The organism is Sulfurospirillum diekertiae, from assembly GCF_002309535.1.
GTDB lineage: Bacteria > Campylobacterota > Campylobacteria > Campylobacterales > Sulfurospirillaceae > Sulfurospirillum > Sulfurospirillum diekertiae.
Genome location: NZ_CP023275.1, coordinates 140,192 through 160,192, shown reverse-complemented (window position 1 = coordinate 160,192; position 20,001 = coordinate 140,192). Strand labels below are relative to the sequence as shown.

The 20,001-nt window shown below is 38.3% G+C and carries 23 protein-coding genes; 5 read left to right on the top strand and 18 right to left on the bottom strand.

Annotation, left to right across the window (positions count from 1 at the left end; translation table 11 throughout):
• The 18 genes from nuoK to SJPD1_RS00810 form a co-directional block, all read right to left on the bottom strand.
• On the bottom strand, window positions 1–303 hold the full coding sequence (gene nuoK, locus SJPD1_RS00895; RefSeq protein ID WP_087437470.1) for an NADH-quinone oxidoreductase subunit NuoK: 303 nt from the start codon (window positions 301–303) through the stop codon (window positions 1–3).
• Entirely contained in the window at window positions 300–854 is a 555-nt protein-coding gene (locus tag SJPD1_RS00890; protein WP_087437469.1) for an NADH-quinone oxidoreductase subunit J, read from the bottom strand. The genes nuoK and SJPD1_RS00890 overlap by 4 nt, the downstream gene beginning before the upstream one ends.
• A gap of 7 nt (window positions 855–861) precedes the next feature.
• Window positions 862–1,476, bottom strand: coding sequence for an NADH-quinone oxidoreductase subunit NuoI (gene nuoI / locus SJPD1_RS00885; RefSeq protein WP_096045553.1), 615 nt, complete (start codon window positions 1,474–1,476; stop codon window positions 862–864).
• 9 nt (window positions 1,477–1,485) lie between these two features.
• Window positions 1,486–2,478 carry an NADH-quinone oxidoreductase subunit NuoH gene (gene nuoH / locus SJPD1_RS00880; protein WP_096045552.1) on the bottom strand — a complete coding sequence of 331 codons (993 nt, stop codon included), beginning with the start codon at window positions 2,476–2,478 and terminating at the stop codon, window positions 1,486–1,488.
• Window positions 2,471–4,948 carry an NADH-quinone oxidoreductase subunit G gene (locus SJPD1_RS00875; protein ID WP_096045551.1) on the bottom strand — a complete coding sequence of 826 codons (2,478 nt, stop codon included), beginning with the start codon at window positions 4,946–4,948 and terminating at the stop codon, window positions 2,471–2,473. The genes nuoH and SJPD1_RS00875 overlap by 8 nt, the downstream gene beginning before the upstream one ends.
• Window positions 4,945–5,790: a hypothetical protein gene (locus tag SJPD1_RS00870; protein WP_096045550.1), complete on the bottom strand. Its 846-nt coding sequence runs from the start codon at window positions 5,788–5,790 to the stop codon at window positions 4,945–4,947. The genes SJPD1_RS00875 and SJPD1_RS00870 overlap by 4 nt, the downstream gene beginning before the upstream one ends.
• Window positions 5,790–6,029: an NADH-ubiquinone oxidoreductase subunit E family protein gene (locus tag SJPD1_RS00865; protein ID WP_096045549.1), complete on the bottom strand. Its 240-nt coding sequence runs from the start codon at window positions 6,027–6,029 to the stop codon at window positions 5,790–5,792. The genes SJPD1_RS00870 and SJPD1_RS00865 overlap by 1 nt, the downstream gene beginning before the upstream one ends.
• A gap of 8 nt (window positions 6,030–6,037) precedes the next feature.
• Window positions 6,038–7,264 carry an NADH dehydrogenase (quinone) subunit D gene (gene nuoD, locus SJPD1_RS00860; RefSeq protein ID WP_096045548.1) on the bottom strand — a complete coding sequence of 409 codons (1,227 nt, stop codon included), beginning with the start codon at window positions 7,262–7,264 and terminating at the stop codon, window positions 6,038–6,040.
• A 2-nt stretch (window positions 7,265–7,266) separates the two neighbouring features.
• Window positions 7,267–8,067 (bottom strand): NADH-quinone oxidoreductase subunit C, encoded by an 801-nt coding sequence (locus SJPD1_RS00855; RefSeq protein ID WP_096045547.1) that lies wholly within the window; start codon window positions 8,065–8,067, stop codon window positions 7,267–7,269.
• On the bottom strand, window positions 8,064–8,573 hold the full coding sequence (locus SJPD1_RS00850; protein WP_087437461.1) for a NuoB/complex I 20 kDa subunit family protein: 510 nt from the start codon (window positions 8,571–8,573) through the stop codon (window positions 8,064–8,066). Before SJPD1_RS00850 ends, SJPD1_RS00855 begins: the two co-directional genes overlap by 4 nt.
• On the bottom strand, window positions 8,555–8,944 hold the full coding sequence (locus tag SJPD1_RS00845) for an NAD(P)H-quinone oxidoreductase subunit 3 (RefSeq protein WP_096047761.1): 390 nt from the start codon (window positions 8,942–8,944) through the stop codon (window positions 8,555–8,557). Before SJPD1_RS00845 ends, SJPD1_RS00850 begins: the two co-directional genes overlap by 19 nt.
• A gap of 194 nt (window positions 8,945–9,138) precedes the next feature.
• A complete protein-coding gene (locus SJPD1_RS00840) occupies window positions 9,139–10,872 on the bottom strand; it encodes an ATP-binding protein (protein ID WP_096045546.1) in 1,734 nt (577 codons plus the stop codon).
• Window positions 10,873–10,963: 91 nt separating this feature from the next.
• On the bottom strand, window positions 10,964–12,529 hold the full coding sequence (locus tag SJPD1_RS00835; RefSeq protein WP_096045545.1) for a fatty acid--CoA ligase: 1,566 nt from the start codon (window positions 12,527–12,529) through the stop codon (window positions 10,964–10,966).
• 2 nt (window positions 12,530–12,531) lie between these two features.
• Complete coding sequence (locus tag SJPD1_RS00830) at window positions 12,532–13,749, bottom strand: OmpP1/FadL family transporter (RefSeq protein ID WP_096045544.1); 1,218 nt, start codon at window positions 13,747–13,749, stop codon at window positions 12,532–12,534.
• A gap of 19 nt (window positions 13,750–13,768) precedes the next feature.
• Window positions 13,769–14,611: a deoxyribonuclease IV gene (gene nfo / locus SJPD1_RS00825; RefSeq protein WP_096045543.1), complete on the bottom strand. Its 843-nt coding sequence runs from the start codon at window positions 14,609–14,611 to the stop codon at window positions 13,769–13,771.
• A 9-nt stretch (window positions 14,612–14,620) separates the two neighbouring features.
• Entirely contained in the window at window positions 14,621–15,103 is a 483-nt protein-coding gene (locus SJPD1_RS00820; protein ID WP_096045542.1) for a hypothetical protein, read from the bottom strand.
• Window positions 15,100–15,471, bottom strand: coding sequence for a Fur family transcriptional regulator (locus SJPD1_RS00815; RefSeq protein WP_096045541.1), 372 nt, complete (start codon window positions 15,469–15,471; stop codon window positions 15,100–15,102). The genes SJPD1_RS00820 and SJPD1_RS00815 overlap by 4 nt, the downstream gene beginning before the upstream one ends.
• Before the next feature lie 138 nt (window positions 15,472–15,609).
• Window positions 15,610–16,515, bottom strand: a complete 906-nt coding sequence (locus tag SJPD1_RS00810; RefSeq protein WP_096045540.1) for a DMT family transporter — start codon at window positions 16,513–16,515, stop codon at window positions 15,610–15,612.
• A 177-nt stretch (window positions 16,516–16,692) separates the two neighbouring features.
• Between SJPD1_RS00810 and SJPD1_RS00805 the strand changes: the two genes are divergently transcribed.
• The 5 genes from SJPD1_RS00805 to SJPD1_RS00785 all read left to right on the top strand — a co-directional run bounded on the left by SJPD1_RS00805 (window position 16,693) and on the right by SJPD1_RS00785 (window position 19,976).
• Window positions 16,693–17,007: a c-type cytochrome gene (locus SJPD1_RS00805; RefSeq protein ID WP_096045539.1), complete on the top strand. Its 315-nt coding sequence runs from the start codon at window positions 16,693–16,695 to the stop codon at window positions 17,005–17,007.
• Window positions 17,008–17,023: 16 nt separating this feature from the next.
• Window positions 17,024–17,338: a cytochrome C gene (locus SJPD1_RS00800; protein ID WP_096045538.1), complete on the top strand. Its 315-nt coding sequence runs from the start codon at window positions 17,024–17,026 to the stop codon at window positions 17,336–17,338.
• Window positions 17,339–17,436: 98 nt separating this feature from the next.
• Window positions 17,437–18,177: an amino acid ABC transporter ATP-binding protein gene (locus SJPD1_RS00795; protein WP_096045537.1), complete on the top strand. Its 741-nt coding sequence runs from the start codon at window positions 17,437–17,439 to the stop codon at window positions 18,175–18,177.
• A gap of 26 nt (window positions 18,178–18,203) precedes the next feature.
• The gene (locus SJPD1_RS00790; protein ID WP_096045536.1) at window positions 18,204–19,007 is read left to right on the top strand and encodes a transporter substrate-binding domain-containing protein; all 804 of its coding nucleotides are present in this window, start codon (window positions 18,204–18,206) and stop codon (window positions 19,005–19,007) included.
• Between the two features lie 3 nt (window positions 19,008–19,010).
• Window positions 19,011–19,976 carry an amino acid ABC transporter permease gene (locus tag SJPD1_RS00785; RefSeq protein ID WP_096045535.1) on the top strand — a complete coding sequence of 322 codons (966 nt, stop codon included), beginning with the start codon at window positions 19,011–19,013 and terminating at the stop codon, window positions 19,974–19,976.
• Window positions 19,977–20,001: the final 25 nt, after the last annotated feature.

Sequence of the window (20,001 nt, the reverse complement as noted above, 5' to 3'; positions counted from 1 at the left end):
CTAGCCTTTCATCGTCTGAAGGTTATTAAGATCTACTGAACCGTTGCGTTTATACCACAAAATCAGAAGTCCAAGACCAACAGCTACTTCACTTGCGGCAACCGCAATAATAAAAAAAGCGAACATTTGTCCGGTAAGATCTCCATAGTATTTTGAAACTGCTACAAAGCCAACATTAATGGCATTCAATAAAATCTCTGTTGAGAAGAAAAGCATTAAAAGGTTGGTTCGTCGCATCACACCGACAAGCCCAATGGAAAATAAAATACCTGCTAATACAAGGTAATGTGTTAAGGTGATCATTTAGTCTCCTTTGGATATTCGATTTCATTCTCTTCCATAGCTAAGTATTCATCCATGCGCTTACTCGCAAGCACAATACCCGCAATCATTGCTACTAAAAGCATAATAGCCGCTAACTCAAATGGAACTAAATATTTGGTAAAGAGAACCACACCGATCATTTGTACATTACCAACAGTGTCAATGGATGGATACATGGCTTCAATCTCTTCAGATGCTAACGGTGCACACAAAATCGTCACGACTAAAATTGCACTGATTACAGAAAGCGTATAGGCAATTTTTTTGGAACGCATTTTTTCACTGACATCACGAGTTGTATCAAAAAACATCATACCAAATGCGTACAGAGCCATAATCGCACCCGAATAAACGACGATTTGAACCACTCCTAAGAACTCGGCATCTAAAATAAAAAAGAAACCTGAGATAAAAATCATTCCACCGGCTAAGGCACTCATGGCATAGAGTGCGTTAGAGCTCATCACCACAATTCCAAACATACCGATGGTGAGTGTGGCAAAAACATAAAACGCTATAATTTCATACATGGCTACCTCAATACGCTAATGGTGTTTGTTTTACATTGTCATCGGCATTATCACTTAATGCACCAAATCCTGGAAACTCTTTTTGTTGTTTGGCTTTAAAAGTATCAAGTGGTGTTAACATATCCTCTTTAAGGCCAAAATGAGCTCGTTGCTCGCTGGCATTTTCATACTCTACCCCGTGTACAATCGCAAGTTCAGGACACACTTCAGCGCAATACCCGCAAAAGATGCACCGCCCGAAGTTAATGCTGTACTCACTCACCACTTTACGGCTTTTTTCATCAATGTGTGTGTCCATGCGAATACAATTTGAAATACAAATTTTCTCACACAACCCACACCCGATGCAGCGTTCACTGCCACTTTCAAATAGGCGAAGTAAGCGATGAATAGCACGATAACGTGGGCTCATCTCATATTTTTGGGCAGGATACTGAATCGTATGAATATCAAAACGAATCATCTCTCGAAATACAATCCAAAGCCCCACAAAAAGCTCACCTTTTAGGCTTCTTTTTACCACTTTCTTAAAAGCTTGCCAACCATTTTCAGGTACATTTTCACCCTCAAAAAAGATATATCCAGGGGCACAATTTCGTTGTGTAAAATCTTTTAGTTCCATCCTCGCCTCCTAAATCAGCACAAAGCCCGTAATCAAGATATTGACTACGGCTAAAGGCATCAACACTTTCCAACAGACCCACATCAATTGATCGGGTCTAATGTGTGGCCATGCTGCCCTTACCCACAAGAAAATAAAAATCCATAGAGAAACTTTCACGAGCATTGCAAGAGAGCCAGGGATAAACCAAATCGGATTGTAACCACCCATAAAGACGATACTTACGAGTACCGAAATCGTAATCATATTGGCATATTCTCCAATAAAAAAGAGACCCCAACGCATTCCTGAATACTCCGTTGCATAGCCTGCAACGACTTCAGCTTCAAATTCTATTGTATCAAAGGGTGCACGATTCGTTTCCATAAATCCTGACATTGCAAAAAGAATAAAGGCTAGAGGTTGTTTCCAAATCAGCCAATGGCTCATGCCCCCGACTTGATAGTCATTGATATCGATTAAAGAAAGAGAACCTATCAGCATAATCGGAGCAAGCACCGACAAACCACTCACGACTTCAAACGAAAGCATCTGTACTACGGCACGTGCAGCACCTAAAAGTGACCATTTGTTGGCACTGCTCATACCAGCAAGTAGCGGTCCATAAATTCCCACCGATGCCACACCCATAACATAAAGAAGCGCTACGTTAATGTCTGAGATAATCGGATGAATCACATAGCCAAAAAGCGTAAATTCTGGAAAATAAGGCACTGCAGCCATTGCTACGAATGCTGTGACTGCTGCAATGACAGGCGCAATCATAAAGATGGGCTTAACTGCATTTTGTGGGATAATGTCTTCTTTGGTGAAGAGCTTAATACCATCGGCGGCAAGTTGTAACAAACCATATGGTCCCACATTCATAGGTCCAAGACGTCGTTGCATAAAGGCTAAGACTTTTCGCTCAATAAACGTCGCAAATCCTGCCATAGCTGCCACAATGGACACAACGATTACGGCTTTGACAATGGTTTCAACCACAACGGCTGTTTCAAGCATGTTCAACTCCTTTAATCGCGACGTGAGCAAAGCGGTAACCCTCTTTAAAAAACGGCGCGGTATCAATTTTTGTATCAAATGTCGGAAGGTAGGCAATGAGTCCATCAATCATTTTTTCTTCTTTAATGGCAATTGGCAATTTTATACCTTCATCATTTTCCAATGTCACTATCGCACCATCGTGAAGATTTTTAGCTTCTAAGAAAGCTGTAGATACATACAGTGCACCCGCCTCATTAAGTTGATGCGCTTTGTTCGTAAAGGCACTAAACTGATGCACTGGGTTAGCTCTGTACACCACATCGCCCTCTTTACATGTAAAGCTTTCTATTGGCGCTACATCATCTTTACATGTAAAGGTTTGCGCAGTCAATACGTAGCCACGATTTTCAGTGCCATCGTTTTCAAAACGATTGGGTAAAGCATCAAATTTCTCTGCTTTAAAACCTTTGTCAAGAGGCAAATACGGCGTGTAATCAATCGTCCACTCTGTTTCTAAACCCAAAGCGTTGGCAATATCATTGAGACAATAGCCTTTAAATGGCAATGCCGCATTGGTTGGGACCACGCGTTTATTCATCGATGTAAACGTTCCCTCTTGTTGATTAAGGGCTGGCATATCCAAATCACCCTTACCAAGAGCGCTTAGAGTAAAGTCGCCTTTAACATTGTAACCTAGTGTAAAGTTACCTTTTTGTTCATCTAAATCACAAATCAGTGAAACACCGAGTGTATTGGTACGTGATGGGATAATGACCAATTTAAATGCGGTAAATCGCTCGATCAAGCCTAACAGTTTGGCGATATTTTCCGCTCGTGGATGGTTGTACAAATCTTCACCCGCGATCAAACTAAAGCTATCTTTTTTATCCAAAAGCTTGGTAATTTTTTCAACCAAATCCGCTTCCGCGCCAATCATTTCAACCAGCGCATTGGTGTCAACTTCGATCTCTTTATCCACCATTTTCGTGATGGTCTTAACAACCTCTTTTTCCTCACCACTCTCTTCGTCTTTGACCATCTCTTTGATCTCTTCTTTGACGCTCTCTTGAATGGTTTTTGTCTCTATAGTGTGAAAAGTTGCCAAATATTCCACAACACTTTTTGGCATCGCTTCTTTGTCTCCAAAAAGATCAAGTAAGAGGTAAGCAATGGCTTCTTCAGCACCAATTTTATGGGTGATGCTGAGTAGGTTTTTAGAATAACCCGCAACGATAGGATCAGCCACAGGGTGGAAATAAATTCCAGCACCTTTGTTCATACCAATCGCATTGTTCATCGCATAACCCGCATTGGGGCTATCGGTTTTAATCGCTGTCCCAAAACTCACCACAAAATTGCTTTCAGCAATACTTTTTAAATCACCACCGTACAAGCTTGTGCCCGCAGTGCTTGCAAAATGTTTGAGGAAGTTTTGATACGCTTTGGCATCTTCATTGATTAATTTAAAGCCAAATTTTTCTTTGAGTTTTTGTAAAATCAGTGCTTCTTCATTGGTCATGTAACTATCAAAAACAATGGTGTCGACTTTGGTTTGAAGCAGTTCAACTGCTTTAGTAAAGGTGTTTTCATCTTTACATGTAACCTCATTTTGGAAGTCAAAGCCATAACGTGCTGCCGCATGAAGCGGTGCGTAATTATGGTCACTATTGACGCGATAAATTTTTGGCGAAGGGTTACTAATACTCGTGTGTTTGACATCGTAATAAAGAAGTGAACAATCTGAACTGTGAGGATTGGACGCTGGAATTTTTTTCAGTTCCCACGCGTTGGAAGTGTATTGGAAGTCTGAACCTACGAGTGCACCCACAGGGCATACGGCGGTACATTCGCCACACTGCGTACAGTCTAAGGTTTCAGCGCCACTGGCGATCCCGATGATGGACTTTTGAAGTTTATTCCACATCGCATAGGCGTCTTTTTCGGTTTTATCTTTCCATGCCTTATCAAGCTCAGCCCCACCGCGAGGAACGGTTTTAAGCGCTGATTCGCCGATCATGTCTTTACAGACCGTGACACAACGCTCACACACAATACATAACGATGCGTCATAATGGATTTTACCCCACTGTTTCGTCGGGCGATGTGTGTCGGCAATGCAGTGATGTTGGCTATCTACACCCATATGCAAGGTGTAGTTCTGAAGTTCACATTCACCGCTTTGGTCGCACACACCACACTCTAATGGGTGGTTAATGTCGTAGATCTCCATAATCGCACGACGCTCTTTTTCTATTTCCTCTGTTTTGGTGATAACGTTCATACCCTCTTTAGCACGCGCATTACAACTGTACGCCCTTTTGCCATCAATATCCACCAAACACAAACGACATGCAAGCGTTGGCGAACAGTTGGTCACATAACAGAGCGCGGGAATAAAAATATCATTTCTGCGCGCAACGCCTAAAACGTATTCACCCTCTTGGGCGGTACACTGTTTTCCATCTATGGTTATTAAAACATCGCTCATTGCACTTCTGCCTTCACTATTTTTACTACATGGTAGGGATAGCTCGAATCCGCTTTCGCACAGGGCATTAAAGCGATCACGCCTTTTAAACTATCGTCGCGTACAAAGGTGCGAGGATAGACCTCTTGGTTGATAGTCACACTGATTTTATCGCTATTTTGTACTTTGGCTGCCATTTGAAACTGGGCGGAACCTATGAGAAGTTGCTCTTCATCCGCTTTTGTTATAGGGCATTGATAGACAACAACCCCATCAAAGCTTTTTAACTCTGCAACCTCATCTAATGCAGTTTCACTCTTAGATGTTACGATCATTTCAGGTGTGCTACCTACAACCAATAACTTTGCTTTGCCATACTTTGCGATTAATCCTGCAAGGTGCGCTATAGCAGAAGCTCTTGGATGACATACAAGATCCTCTCCTAACACTAACAACACATGACTCGCCTCTTGATACAACGCTTCAATCTCTTCAATTTCTTCTTCACCAAGATTACTCTCAGCGCTGATATACCCTTCATCAAGCTCTTCAAAATAGTTTTTGATATGCTCTGGAATCTTTACATGTAAAAGAAAACTTTTTGCTAAAAGTGCAAATACACCCTCTTCTGAACCTACTTCATAACGGCTAAAGAAAGCACTTTTTGCAACCAAGGTTGGGTCTTCCATCGTAAAAAGATAGACCATGTGAGCATCACTAGCACGTAAGTTTTCAAAAAGTGTTGCATCATAGCGGGAAGGCAGTGTTCCCACACAGATAATAAGATCAAATCCTTTACATGTAAATGCAAATTGCTCATTATTGGATTGATTTAAGCCCTTTATAAATTGCTTCGTTGCCATTACGCTACTTCACTTTTTACTTTTTTAACAACAATCGTCCAGTCGGCTTCATTAAACTTCAAAGAGTTCATCAGTGTCCAGCCTGCCTCTTTAATCACATCCGCGCTTTTTTGAATAGGAGAGAAATCACCGATTTCAAACATAAAGATAGAAACCTCACCCAAGGAAGTCTCATCAATGATCTCAAGCATACGTCCGTAAAAATCATCGCCCAAATGGCGTAAATCATAACGTTGCATTCTCTCTCCTATCTGTCAATTTCGCCAAAAACGATGTTTGCGTTACCAATGATCGCAACAACGTCGGCAAGATATTCACCCACTAACAACTCTTGTAAAAATGCAGTGTGGAAGAAACTTGGTGTTCTCAGTTTCAATCGGTACGGGTATGGATCGCCTTGGGAATTGATATAAAAACCAAGCTCTCCTTTAGGTGATTCAGTAGCCACATACACTTCACCCACAGGTGGACGCATACCTTGTGTTACTAACACAAAATGCTGCATCAACGAATAATTTTGCGTCATAATCTGCTCTTTAGGGGCAGAAACATAACTTGGAGCATGGGCGATGATCTCAGGAGAAGTTTGCTCATACATCGGGATAAGCTGTTTAAGGATGCGAATACTTTGGCGCATCTCTTCCATATGCAGTTTATACCTACCGTAACTATCGCAGGTTGTACTCACTGGCACATCAAATTCCACTTCATTATAAAGTTCATAAGGCTCTTCTTTACGAATATCCCATGCGATACCAGAGCCTCGAAGCATCGGACCAGAACAGCCCCAGCTTTGCGCTTGTTCAGGTGTCACGACACCAACATCTTCCAAACGCATTTTCCAAATACGGTTTTGGTCTAACAACCCTTCATAATCACCAATATCAAGGGGTAAATGGTTAATAAATTTGTTGAGTCCTGCAATCCAGCCTTGTGGAAGATCAAGAGGCACACCGCCAATTCTTACTGAAGAGTGCGTCAAACGAGCACCGCAATAATCTTCAATCAAATCGAGGGTATATTCTCTTTCTCTGAAAGCATAAAGGAAAATAGTCATTGCTCCCACATCAAGCGCGTGCGTTGCAAGCCAGAAAAGGTGTGAAGAGATACGGTTCAGCTCTAGTATCATCATACGAATCACTTTAGCTCGTCTTGGGACTTCAAGACCAATGAGTGTCTCCACCGCTAACGCAAAACCATAATTGTTCGCACTTGCAGCGATATAATCCATTCTATCCGTCGTTGGCAAAAACTCATTGTAGATCATATTTTCAGCCATCTTTTCCATACCACGATGCAAGTAACCAATATCAGGGGTTGCTTTTGAAACCTTCTCGCCATCCAGTTCTAAAATCAGACGTAACTGTCCATGCGAACTTGGATGCTGTGGTCCAAAGTTTACGATCATGTGGTTATCTTCACGCTCAAAGACCACATTTTCAAAAAAGGGTTTAAGTCTGTTGACTTTTTGCATGATTAGTATCTCTCTTTCACGATTTTAGCATCTTCTTTTTTGAGCTTTTTCACGATAAATACGCCACCCTCTTCTTGATAATCAGTGAACGTTTTTTCTTGGCTTGGTTCAGCCCCAAAAGGAACTTCATGATTAAGGTGCGCGAAACGATAGGTATCGTTCACATCAATACGTGCACTATCACGCTCTTCTGGTCCTATGATATCACGATACTCTTTGCCAAAAATCTTATCGATTTCATACCACTGTGCCACTTCATCACCATGCAATGGATAAGTTTTACGAAGAGGATGATCAAACCAATCATCTGGCATCAAAAGACGTTTCATATACGGATGCCCACTGATGATGACACCGAACATATCGTACATCTCACGCTCTGCCCAATTCGCACTCGCATAGAGGCTACTGACACTTTTGAGCACTTCTTTTTCTTTGATAAAACATTTAACGCGTAAGCGTTTGCGTTTAAATGTCGAAAGGAGTTGGTAAAAAATTTCAAATTCTCCACTTTTTGCTAACCAATCAATAGCGCTGTGTTCAGTTAAAAAGTTATAGGAGAGTTCGTCTCGAAGTGTTTTGAGCACCGCTACATTATCTTTAGGATCAATATAAACAACTAACTGCCCTCTTTGAATATAGGCTTCTTTAATTTCAAATTTTGCTTTTAGTACGCTCAAATCATTGGTAAAAATTTCATCACTTTCGACAATATCTTTCGGAATCTGTGGTGCAACGAAGTAACGATCACTAAAATAAGGCTTTTTTTGAACATTTTGTTTATCGCTATAACTTCTCATCATACCAACCTTTTAGGTTCTAATCTGCGTGATGCTTTTTCCGTTCGAATTTTCTTTTGTAGAAGCATAAGGGCATATTGAAGGGTTTCAGGTCGTGGAGCACAACCTGGGAGATAAATATCCACAGGAACGATGCGATCTGCTCCTTGAACGGTTGCATAGGTATTAAACATACCACCCGTATTGGCACAACTTCCCATACTAATCACCCATTTTGGATCAGGCATTTGATCGTACAATCGACGCATAAACGGTGCATGTTTTTTAGTAAGTGTACCTGCAATCACAAGCACATCGGCTTGTCTAGGACTCGCTCTAAAAATCGTTCCAAAACGGTCAAAGTCGTAACGACTCGCACCCGTTGCCATCATCTCAATCGCGCAACAAGCAAGCCCATAGGTGAGTGGCCATAATGAATTACTTCTACCCCATTGAACGAGCTTATCCACTGTAGTCAACGCCACAGGAAGCCCCGCTTCTTGAAGGTAATTTATCTTATGCTGTGCCATTCGAGCGCTCCTTTTTTCCATGCATATACAAAACCAATGGTTAAAACGATGACAAATAAAATCATTTCAGTAAACCCAAACATTCCTAGGACTTTAAAATCTACTGCCCAAGGAAACATAAAAATAATTTCAACATCAAACAGAATGAACAAAACGGCAAAAAGATAAAAATGTGCAGAAATTTTGTTGGGTTGTTTGGTGACTTCAGGACCACACTCATAAATGCCGAGCTTGAGTTTTTCGGTATCCAATCGTGCCATCTTGCGACTGATCGAGCGTGCTAACACGGTGATACCATAAAAAACAACAGCACCAAAGATTAGGAGAAAAAAAGCTCCAAAATAAGGATGTGCAAAATCCATATGCGACAAAGGGGTCATCATCATTCCTTCATTTTTTTATAATGCTATTTGAGTAAAAACACAAAAACTACGTTAACCACAAATGTACCAGACAAAGATGTTTCTTCGAAAAACTTGCCTCTAATGAACAAAAAAGATAACTTCACAACAAATCCATCTGAATGTTTACATGTAAACACTCAAAAAGGCTTGCTTATGCCTTTTTAGTTCATGAATCCAACCGACTTAGCATCACCAAAGGCACCTTTGGTTTCACGATCAATGGCAAGTTTGAAATCCTCAAAGGTAAACAGAGGCTTTACTTTAGTAGCCACTTTTAAAGCTGTATTTTTAAGTACCACTTTAATCTGGCCACCTGTCAGTGGATACGAAGCGAGTTTTTCAATATCCAATCCCTCTTCATAGGTCGCATTTTCAGGTAAGAGTTTTTTCCAAAGTTCAATTCGCTGTTTTAAATCAGGCTTTTCAAAAGCAATTTTATAGTCAAAACGCCTTGAAAATGCGGGATCAATCGTCTCCAAAAGATTTGTCGTTGCAATAAGTAGTCCATCGAAACGTTCAATCTGCTCTAAAAATATATTTTGCATCTGATTGTGCATTTTATCGGCACTCGCTCCGCTGTCGGTTGAGCGTGCACTCAAGAACTGATCAGCTTCATTCAAAAGCAATAATGGCTCACTTTTCGTCTTTTTACACAGTTCTTTGTAGGTATCAAAAATACTGCGTACATTTTTTTCACTCTCGCCGACATATTTGGAAAGAATCTTAGAGCAATCAAAGCTAAGGACACGTTTTTTCATTGACTTAGCCAAAGAAAGAGCTGTCATCGTTTTGCCCGTTCCTGGAGGACCATAAAGAATAATCTTAGCATCAATGCCACTACGCCTCTCTTTTATTCCCCATTCGCGCAGCAATTTCACCACGTTTTTATCAATTTGTTTCAGTAAATTATCAAGCACCTCTTTGGTCTTTGGATGTAAAATCACATCATCCAAATTGGTCTTTGGGTCGATCAATTCAAAAAGTTCCTGCTCACCGATGAGCATATCGAGTTTTATTTTCTTACTTTTTTTCTCTTTGTTAGGATGCATAATCTTTTGCAAAAACTCTTCACTAATAAAGAAGCTTCGTGTCACACCACCAAAAGTACTCAGCATTTCATCGTAATCAATTATCAAATTTTCAATGAGTTTAGAACCCTCTTCTAAAAGTGAGCGATTTTTAATCTTCTCGTAATCATCAATACTGATAAGACTTATGAGCGTATTCATATCGCGTAAACTTTCAAACTCTCCCGCATATTCTTCTTTTAAAAGTGCTAGGAAAATGAGCTGTTCTTTTGCATTCAACTCATTTTCTTTAAAAATTGTCTCTACAATGATCTCATTTTGTGTTACTTTTATACGCTCAACAATACGACTCTCTAAAAGTTCAAGTTTATTTTTTAGGCGTCCAATACTCGGTGAATTTTCCGTAGCATTGTGCTTCGTTTGGCTGAGTTTTTGATAAAGTTCAATACGAAAAAATTGATCTTTTAAATATTCAAGATGATCTTCATAGGGCGTAACATCTGGTAACACTACTTCAAGTGTTCCTTCTTCTAATAGCTTCAAAAAAGCAGAGCTTAAAGTAACAGTACTGTTTAAAAGTTCTAAATTTGAGACATCCATAATCTTTGAAGTTAGAAAGCTATTCTGAATAATCCAGCCTTGTTCAATGATGTCTTTAACAAGGGAAAGTTGTTGTAAATGCGCATAATTTTTATCACCAAAAAGTTTAATAAGACCATCAGCAACACCCATTTCTACAGAACCTAAGACATACTCTTTGGTCATCATTTGTAAAAATTTTGCTTCGTCAATAGAACACTTAAGATGCTCATAAATTTTTGATGTTTGAACCGTTTTACTCTCTAAAAAATCTACTAAATACTGCAATACAAACCTTTGAATCCAAATAAAAAAATTATAGTATAACTTATAATGACAAGATGATGATAAAATAACCCTTTGATGAAAAAGTTAATCTCTATTTTTTACGTAATATTCCACCACTTTGTACTTTCTCTTTTAAAATACGCTTAAGAACCTTACCTGTTGCATTTTTTGGAAGCTCTTCAACAAAATAAATATGCTTAGGTAACTTAAAATTTGCTAAATGTTTTTTAAGATATTGGCGTAATTCCATTTCCTGAAGTTCAATACCCTCTTTGGGTTGAATAAATGCTAAAACATCTTCATCTTTGGTTTCGTCTTTAACACCAATCACTGCAACTGAATCAACACCTTCATATTTATAAATAATTTCTTCTATCTCACGAGGGTAAATATTAATTCCTTTGGAAATAATAAGGTCTTTTTTACGATCAACAATGTAGATAAAGCCATCTTCATCTTTTTTACCTAAATCTCCTGTAAGCAACCAGCCATTCATAATTGTTTCATCTGTTGAATTTACGTGGTTAAGATAACCGTGCATAACACAATCTCCCTTAACCATAATTTCACCCACCTCACCAGTTCTAACTTCCATCATCTCTTCATTAACGATTTTTACTTCATAGCTAGGAAGCGGTAGCCCAACCGAAAGTGGTTTTTGATGATCAAGTCGATTGACACAAACAGCTGGTGAACATTCACTTAAGCCATACCCTTCTAAAAGCTTTGCTTTTTTAAATTTTGCATTAAAATCATGGAGTGATTGTTCACTGAGAGGTGCACTTCCAGATATAAAAATACGTACTTTATTAAACCACATAAAATACCATGGAATTTTTGCTTTTAAAAGTGCGTTATAAAGAGTTGGAACTCCCAAGAAAATTGTCACTTGTTTAAGCAATGTCTGCTTAAGCACATTGGCAAAAGGGAAAACAGAGCGAACAATGACAATGCTTGAACAGGTAAACATTGGAAGAAGTACCATAATAGAGAGAGTAAAAGAGTGAAACATTGGTAAAAATACGATGAAGCGATCTTTCTCTGTAATTTGAAATGAAATAGACCCAGCAATAGCATTGGAAAAAAAGTTGCGATAAGAAAGCATAGCTCCCTTAGGTTTACCTGTTGTTCCTGATGTGTATACGATACAAGCAAGATCATCTAACCGTGGTCGTTTTAGTGAACGTTCATGATTTCCTAGATTTGCATCAATTTCAGTGAAGCTATAATTTTGCTCATCTAAATAGGGATATTTATCTGTCCAAACAATTTTTTCGATTTTTGTTGTATTGAGCAAATTTTTTGTCTCATTTGCAAATGATGCAGATGAAATAAGCATCCGCGCACCACAATCATTCAGAATATACTCAAATTCTTCTTTTTTCAAAAAAGTATTTAGGGGTACTGCAATAGCCCCAATTTTCGTAATTGCAAATAAAGAGACAACAAACTCTTCAGAGTTGCCAACAATCATGGCAACTCTCTCTCCGCTTTTAATCCCGCTAAATTCTAAAAAACGTGCAAAGGTATCAATATTTTGCTTGAGCTTTGAATACGTAACTTTGCGATCATCGATAAATATAGCTGTTTTTTTAGGAGCATTTTTAGCATTCGCTTCTATAATCTCATAAAAATTCTGATACGGATAGGTTAGCATGTTTAAAACTTATATTTAAATGATGCCGTCACTAAATGGGCTGCAGAATCTGAAAATGTTCCATACGGTGCTGTTGAATTTGCTCTACTTGTAATTGTTCGATCTTCTTTATCATCATACAAATAAGCTAGACCCACTTTCAGGTTTTGAGTCACTTTATACTCAAAACCAATCGAGTATAGTTTTGCATCTGAGTCTGGTAACTCGAAACCAAGAGTATTATCTGGAGTAGGCGATTTATCAATTGCAAAACCAAGCATCATTTTAAGATTATCTGTACATTGGTGACTTAACCCAATACGATAAGCATTAGAATCTTTCCAATTTTTTAAGATTGGCTTATCAAATGCTGCCATAGCGGTAGCTGTTAAATCAACATCATAATTAAAATCTAAATTTTTATAAGCTGACCAATAGGTTCGCTCGTACACAAATTCAACGGTTGTTTTATCATACGTATAGGCAGTTGCTAATGCTAAAGAAGCAGGTAAAGGAATGGTAACAGAAGCACCTCCCTTATACATGCCACTTACAAGCGTTGCATCACCTTCAACCGTTAAATCAACTTTTGAGCGATACGTTGCAGCTAAAGTTAAATCTTTAATTGGCTTGTAACTAAGAGCCAAGTTATATCCAAAATCAATTGAATCTCCAGTAAGGTCTCTATTTGCTGGCGATCCAAGTCCAGAAGCATTGCTCTTAACAACACCATCCGTATAAACACCTCGAACACCAAAACCAAGTGAAAATTGATCATTAACAAGATAACTTGCTGTTGGATTCACTTCAATAACTTTAAGTGTAAACTCTTCTGAGCTAGCTTTTGGGAAAGCTTCATCCCAACGTTTGGAAAGACCAGCTGGAGCTGTAATAGAAAGACCATAACGCCAGTTACCTACCATTGGGGAGACATAATGCAAATTCGGCATTAAAAACTGCTCTTCTTTAGAATCACCGTTCAAAGTACTGCTTTGAGCATCGGTATACTTCACTTTTGGCAAATTAATATAGGTCATTGCAACTTCAGTAAAAGCGCCATTTTCCATAAACGACATATTCGCGGGATTATAGTAACTGGCATCTGCCCCATTTGCCCCTGCAACATATGCTGCACTCAGTGCTACAGAATTTAAAGATTGCTCAGGTATACGGTATCCTGAAGCTAGTAACGTCGCCGCACTAAGACTGAGCAGAGTGACTACTTTTACCGTTTGTTTCATATAGGTTCCTTAAGGTTTTTTAGTTGACAAGACTATAAAGCAGTGCGATTTCTTCTGCCCATATGGAATCATCGATTGTTTCAAGAACCAAAGGAATGTCATTAAGGCGTTCATCATTCATAATAAACCTGAACGGCTCGACTCCAAGTTTTCCCTTGCCGATAGAATCATGTCTATCAACACGAGCGCCCAAATCGGGCTTAGAATCATTTAAGTGCATCCCCTTGAGATACTTAAATCCGACGATTGTAGCAAATTTTTCCATCGTTTGCCTATATACCTCTTCACTTCTAATATCGTAACCTGAGGTAAACAGATGGCAAGTATCGATGCAAACCCCGACACGTTCTTTATCGATAGAGTTATCCATCAGGTAGCCTAAGTGTTCCATTTTGTAACCCATGTTGCTTCCTTGTCCTGCTGTATTCTCTACTATCAAGCTCACACCACTTGTCTGACGTAACACCTCATTCATGGATGCACTAATGAGCTCCAAGCATGCCTCTTCATCTATCTGTTTCAAATGACTCCCTGGATGAAAATTGAGTTTATCAAGTCCTAAAGCTTCACAGCGTTTTACCTCATCTAAAAAGGCACTCAACGATTTTTCACGTGCTTCATGCTCAGGGTGACCAATGTTAATCAAATAACTATCATGAGGTAGAACATGCTTGGGTAAAATCTGTGCTTTTTCTAATTCGACTTTAAAACGATCAATCTCATCTTGTGTCAAAGGTTTACCTTCCCATTGACGTTGATTTTTAGTAAAGAGAGCAAAGGCTTTTGCTCCAATTTTTGTGGCATTAATGGGAGCATTAAAAACTCCGCCACTGGCACTGACATGCGCTCCAACAAATTTCATAAAATTCCTTTATTGTAATGGTTTTAAACGGATCAGAATACCCTGTTTTGTGTCTCTAAAAGAGAGATTTGAGTCTTCAATTTTATAGATAATATGGCTATGAGGAAAATCTAACTCTTGTTCAAAACCATGACTCGTTTGATGTAAATTTTTGCCTTCAAAAATAGGTTGTTTCGCAATAATCTCTTCCATTAACCCTACATAATGTTCTTCTTGAAAGAACTGCTGATTGAAAGAGAGCTTATCCATACATCTTCCATCCAAACAGATGCTATTTCCCATCATTTCAAGATTGAAAAGCACACTTCCTGCAGAAAAAATTTGCACATTGGTATAATCTTGCCCTTGATTAATAAAACCCGTATCAGAAAGTGCAATCTGTTTGTTTTTAATTGTAATGACATACGTTTCTGACGTAGTAATATTTTTTTTAACAGCACAGCCACTCAAGAAAAATAGCACTAAAAAGCTTACATGTAAAAGTTTTTTCATGTGCGACACTCCTTACATGTACCTTTAAGTACAATACTTTTTACATCACCCTCTACGTTACCAAGATCAACATTCATACAGGTTATTTGATGACACTGTTCACAGATAAAATGGGCATGCGTGGTACTAGAAAGTTCAAAATACCACTTACGATCATCGGCCTCAAATTTATGCACCATTCCCAATTCTTCAAACTTGGCGATATTACGATAAAACGTCGCTTTATCCATTGTAATATTCATCTTCTCTTTAATTTGCTCATAGTTCATAGGATGATGCGTCTCTTTGAGCACCTCTAAAATGGAGGAGCGTGCGGCTGTAAATTTGATGTCGTGTTCTTGAAACAATGTTTTAATTTGTTCACTCATGATTTTCCTCATTAGTTAATAGTGAATGTTATCTAAAAAGCTATTAAGTCACAACTAAGTTGCATTAGATATATCACCCAACGAGTTCAGAAGGAGGTATTTGAAACTAAAAAATGAAAGACGTTAATATTCTGTACACTAAATAGCATTATTCCTTCTGCGATACTGCTCCATATAGTATGAGCCAAGTTCTGCCGTAAGCATGCCACCTAAAATCATCACAGCACCACATATTTGGGGAAATGTTAAAAGTTCGTTTGCGAAGAAATAACCAAAAATACCTGCACTTACTGGCTCCATCGTAAAAATAATCGCAGTTTTTGCTGCCGTTGTGAAACGTTGCATCGCTGTTTGTACCCAAAAGGCAAAAATTGTTGCAAAAATAACCGTAATGGCTATGGCATCTACAAACAACCTATTAGTGTTAGGAGGCATGATTGAATCTTCCATCATAAAACCTCCAATGAAAGAACAAATCCCAACTGTTAAAAACTGAATCATCACTAAAAGGTATATATTGTGTTGACGTGAGAGGTGACCTGTAAAAACAATATGTAATGCAAACATCATTGCACAGACAAAAGCATAAAATTCACCCAAAGATAAACCTAATTCATTATTGAGTGTTAAAAAGTAAAGTCCCACTGAAGCTATAATGGCTCCCAATGTCGAAAACATTGAAGCCTTTTGTTTAAAAATAAGATATGTCACAAAAGGAACGACAATGACACTAAGCCCTGTGATAAAACCTACTGTTGAAGAGTACGTATACGTAAGTGCAAAAGTTTGAAACGCATAACCTAAAAACATAAAAAGACCCAAAAGAGCCCCTGCTTTTAAAACCTTGAAATTGAGATAACGAATTTGTTTGAATGAAATAAGTGCCATTAAAAGACCCGCTAAAGAAAATCGCCAAAACAAGAATGTATAAACAGGTGTTTCATTTACCGCTGCTTGTACTACAAAAAATGTACTTCCCCATGCCACAGCAACCATTAATAGTAAAAAATCTGCGCCTAACTCTTTAAATTTATTACTTATCACTCTTAACCTCTCACTTTGATAAAAGGGGCATTGTATCAAATGATATGTGAAAATACAGCACATACAAATTAATTTCTTACGAAAAAAAAAATTTTATTTATCTCCCCAACAATAACATGATATAATCAAATTTAGTAAAATATTTTTATACTTATTTAATATTGGAGGCTTTTGGTTATGGCGCGAAACATTAAAAATTCCCTTCTCACTCTTCTTTTTCTCTCTTCTTTTTTATCTGCGCAAAATAATGGCGAAACCCTTTTTAAACAGTGTGCAGGATGTCATGGAGCCGACGGTAGAAATAAAGCCTTTGGTAAAAGTGGCATCATTGCAGGGCAGAGTGTAGCAGAGCTAATGGAAAGCCTAAAGTTTTATAAAGAGAGTGAGTTTAAAACCCACAGTACCACGTTAGTCATGTCTAAACAAGTCAAGAATATGAATATGGAAGACTTAAACGAAATTGCAAACTACGTCTCAAAATTACAAAAATAGCCTTTAAAGGATTGCGATGAAAAAGATTATCTGTGCCCTATTTTTTGGCACTTGTTTGCTTTCAACATCTCTTTATGCAAGTACCGTAAAAGGGAAAGTATTTTACGCACAATATTTAAAACCTGTTTGTGGTTTTAATGGTGACGTTATGGGAAAAAAACATACCGCTAATGAATGGAAAATCTTTTATGACAATAACCAACTCTCTCTTGCAATTAAAGCTTTATGTCCCAATGCGCCTTTAATTACTACGGAAAAAGATCTTACCAATTTATATCATTTTTTGAGCTCTTTTGCCAGTGATAGTGGAAATGTACCCTCCTGTAATTAATAATTTTTGTCTTTTTCAACTATCAAAGCCCTTTATCTTACTTTTATATTCTACTGCTACAATTATGGTTTATGCCACATAACGCAAGAAAGGTTTGAATGAGCCAAGCTATTGTTCGCATGGAAAATGTCAATAAATATTATGGCACGTTTCATGTTCTTAAAAATATTAATTTTTCCGTTACAGAAGGTGAAATTGTTGTGATTTGCGGACCTAGTGGTAGCGGTAAATCAACGCTTATTCGCTGTATAAACAAACTTGAAGAGATTGATAATGGCGAGATCGTCATTGACGGATTTGATCTCTATGCAAAAAAAGTTAACATTAACCAAGTTCGTGCCGAAACTGGCATGGTTTTCCAACACTTCAATCTTTTTCCCCATTTAACGATTTTAGAAAATATTACTATCGCGCAACGCAAGGTCAAAGGTATTAGCAAACATGATGCCAATGAAGCAGCTCTTAAACTTCTAGAACGCGTAGGCTTAGTACATAAAGCGGAAGGTTATCCTAATGAGCTAAGTGGTGGTCAAAAACAACGTGTAGCTATTGCTAGAACACTTGCTATGAAACCTAAAATTATTTTATTTGATGAACCAACCTCTGCCCTTGATCCTGAAATGATTGGTGGTGTTTTGGATGTTATGCGCGAACTTGCACATGAAAATTTTACGATTGTGTGCGTGACCCATGAAATGGGTTTTGCCAAAGAAGTTTGCGATCGTATTGTCTTTATGGATGAGGGAGTCATTATTGAAGAGGCCACGCCTGAAGCTTTCTTTGCCAATCCAAAAACAGAACGCGCACAGAAATTTTTACAAGAAATATTAACACATTAAAAAACAAACCCTTAAGGAGAGTAGCGATGAAAAAATTTTTAGTAGCATTACTTGTAATGCTTGGCATTAATGCCATGGCTGATGATATCAACCTATGGCAAAAATCAACCCTCAACAGTATCATTCAAAAAGGAGTCTTAACCGTTGGTTTAGAGCCAGGGTATATGCCTTTTGAGATGAAAGACAAACAAGGTAACATCATCGGATTTGATGTTGATATGGCAAATGAAATGGCAAAAGCTATGGGTGTTAAGCTTCAACTCGTTCCAACCGCATGGGATGGTATCATTGCAGGTCTTTTAACCGGTAAATATGACATTATTATGTCTGGTATGACGATTACCCAAGAGAGAAACCTCAAAATCAACTTTGCGAATCCTTACATTAGCGTTGGTCAAACCATTCTTGCATCTAAAAAACATGCAGGTAAAAAATGGAGTGATTTAGATAAACCAGAATATACAATCGTGACTAAAATTGGTGTAACTGGCGAAATTGCAACGCGTAAAATGTTCAAAAAAGCTAAAATTAGAACCTTTGAAACTGAAGCTGATGCGGCACAAGAAGTCCTTAATGGCAATGCAGATGGAATGGTTTATGACAAACCTTACAATGCGATCTTCTTTGCTGAAAAAGGTGCTACTGGTAAACTTGTTCACTTAGATGAAGAGCTTACATACGAACCTCTTGGTTTTGCTATCAGAAAAGGTGATCCTGATTTCCTTAACTGGCTTAATAACTTCTTGAATCAAACACAACATGACGGTACCTACAAAAAAATCTATGACAGATGGTTCACAGATACCGCTTGGCAAAAAAAGGTAATGTAAACAGTGGCAAAAGGAAAACAAAATCTTTTGCACAATAAAGCATTCGGTCACGTAGTGGCCGTTGCTTTTTATGTTGCCATTGGGTATTTACTCTTTGTCGCTGCGTCCAATATGAACTATATTTGGAAATGGACCAGTGTTCCTAAATACTTCGCATATGAAAAAACGGATACCATAGCCGCGCCACTCGATGGAACGATAAAAATCAATGGGACATCTTTGATCATTCAAGGACGAGATGACAGTAAAGAGATAGCAATAGAAAATGGTTATTCCATTAACGTTAAAGACGGTGATAGCGTTTATGAACGCGACACACTTGCTAAAAAAACATCAATGCATATAGGACCTTTACTTGAAGGCTTAATTGTCACGCTTGAAGTCTCAGGACTTGCTGCAATTTTAGCATTTTCGATAGGTGCACTCCTTGCCTTTATGCGTATCTCAAATTATCAATTTTTCAAAGATATAGCAACGGTTTATATTGCTATTATCCGAGGGACTCCACTTCTTGTTCAAATCTTTATCTTCTATTTTATTATCGCTACCATATTTGAACTTGAACGCTTTTTAGCTGGTGCCATTTCATTAGGGCTTTTCTTTGGAGCTTATATAGCAGAAGTATTGCGTGGTGCTATTCAGTCTATTGACAAAGGGCAGTACGAAGCAGCGAAATCACTTGGAATGAACTATACACAAACCATGCTTTATATTATCATGCCTCAAGCGCTCAAACGTGCACTTCCAACGTTAGTGGGAGAAATGATAGCACTTGTGAAAGACTCTTCATTGGTTTCTGTTATTTCTATTACCGATCTTACCAAAGTGGGACGAGAAATCGTTGCTAACACCTTTTCGCCATTTGAGACGTGGCTGATTATTGCTGCCGTTTATTTTGCAATTACCTTTTCACTCTCTGTACTCGGACATAAAATCGAAATGAAAATGAAAAAACAAGGTGGTATGTAAGCTTTAAAGCTTGTATGCCATCGCC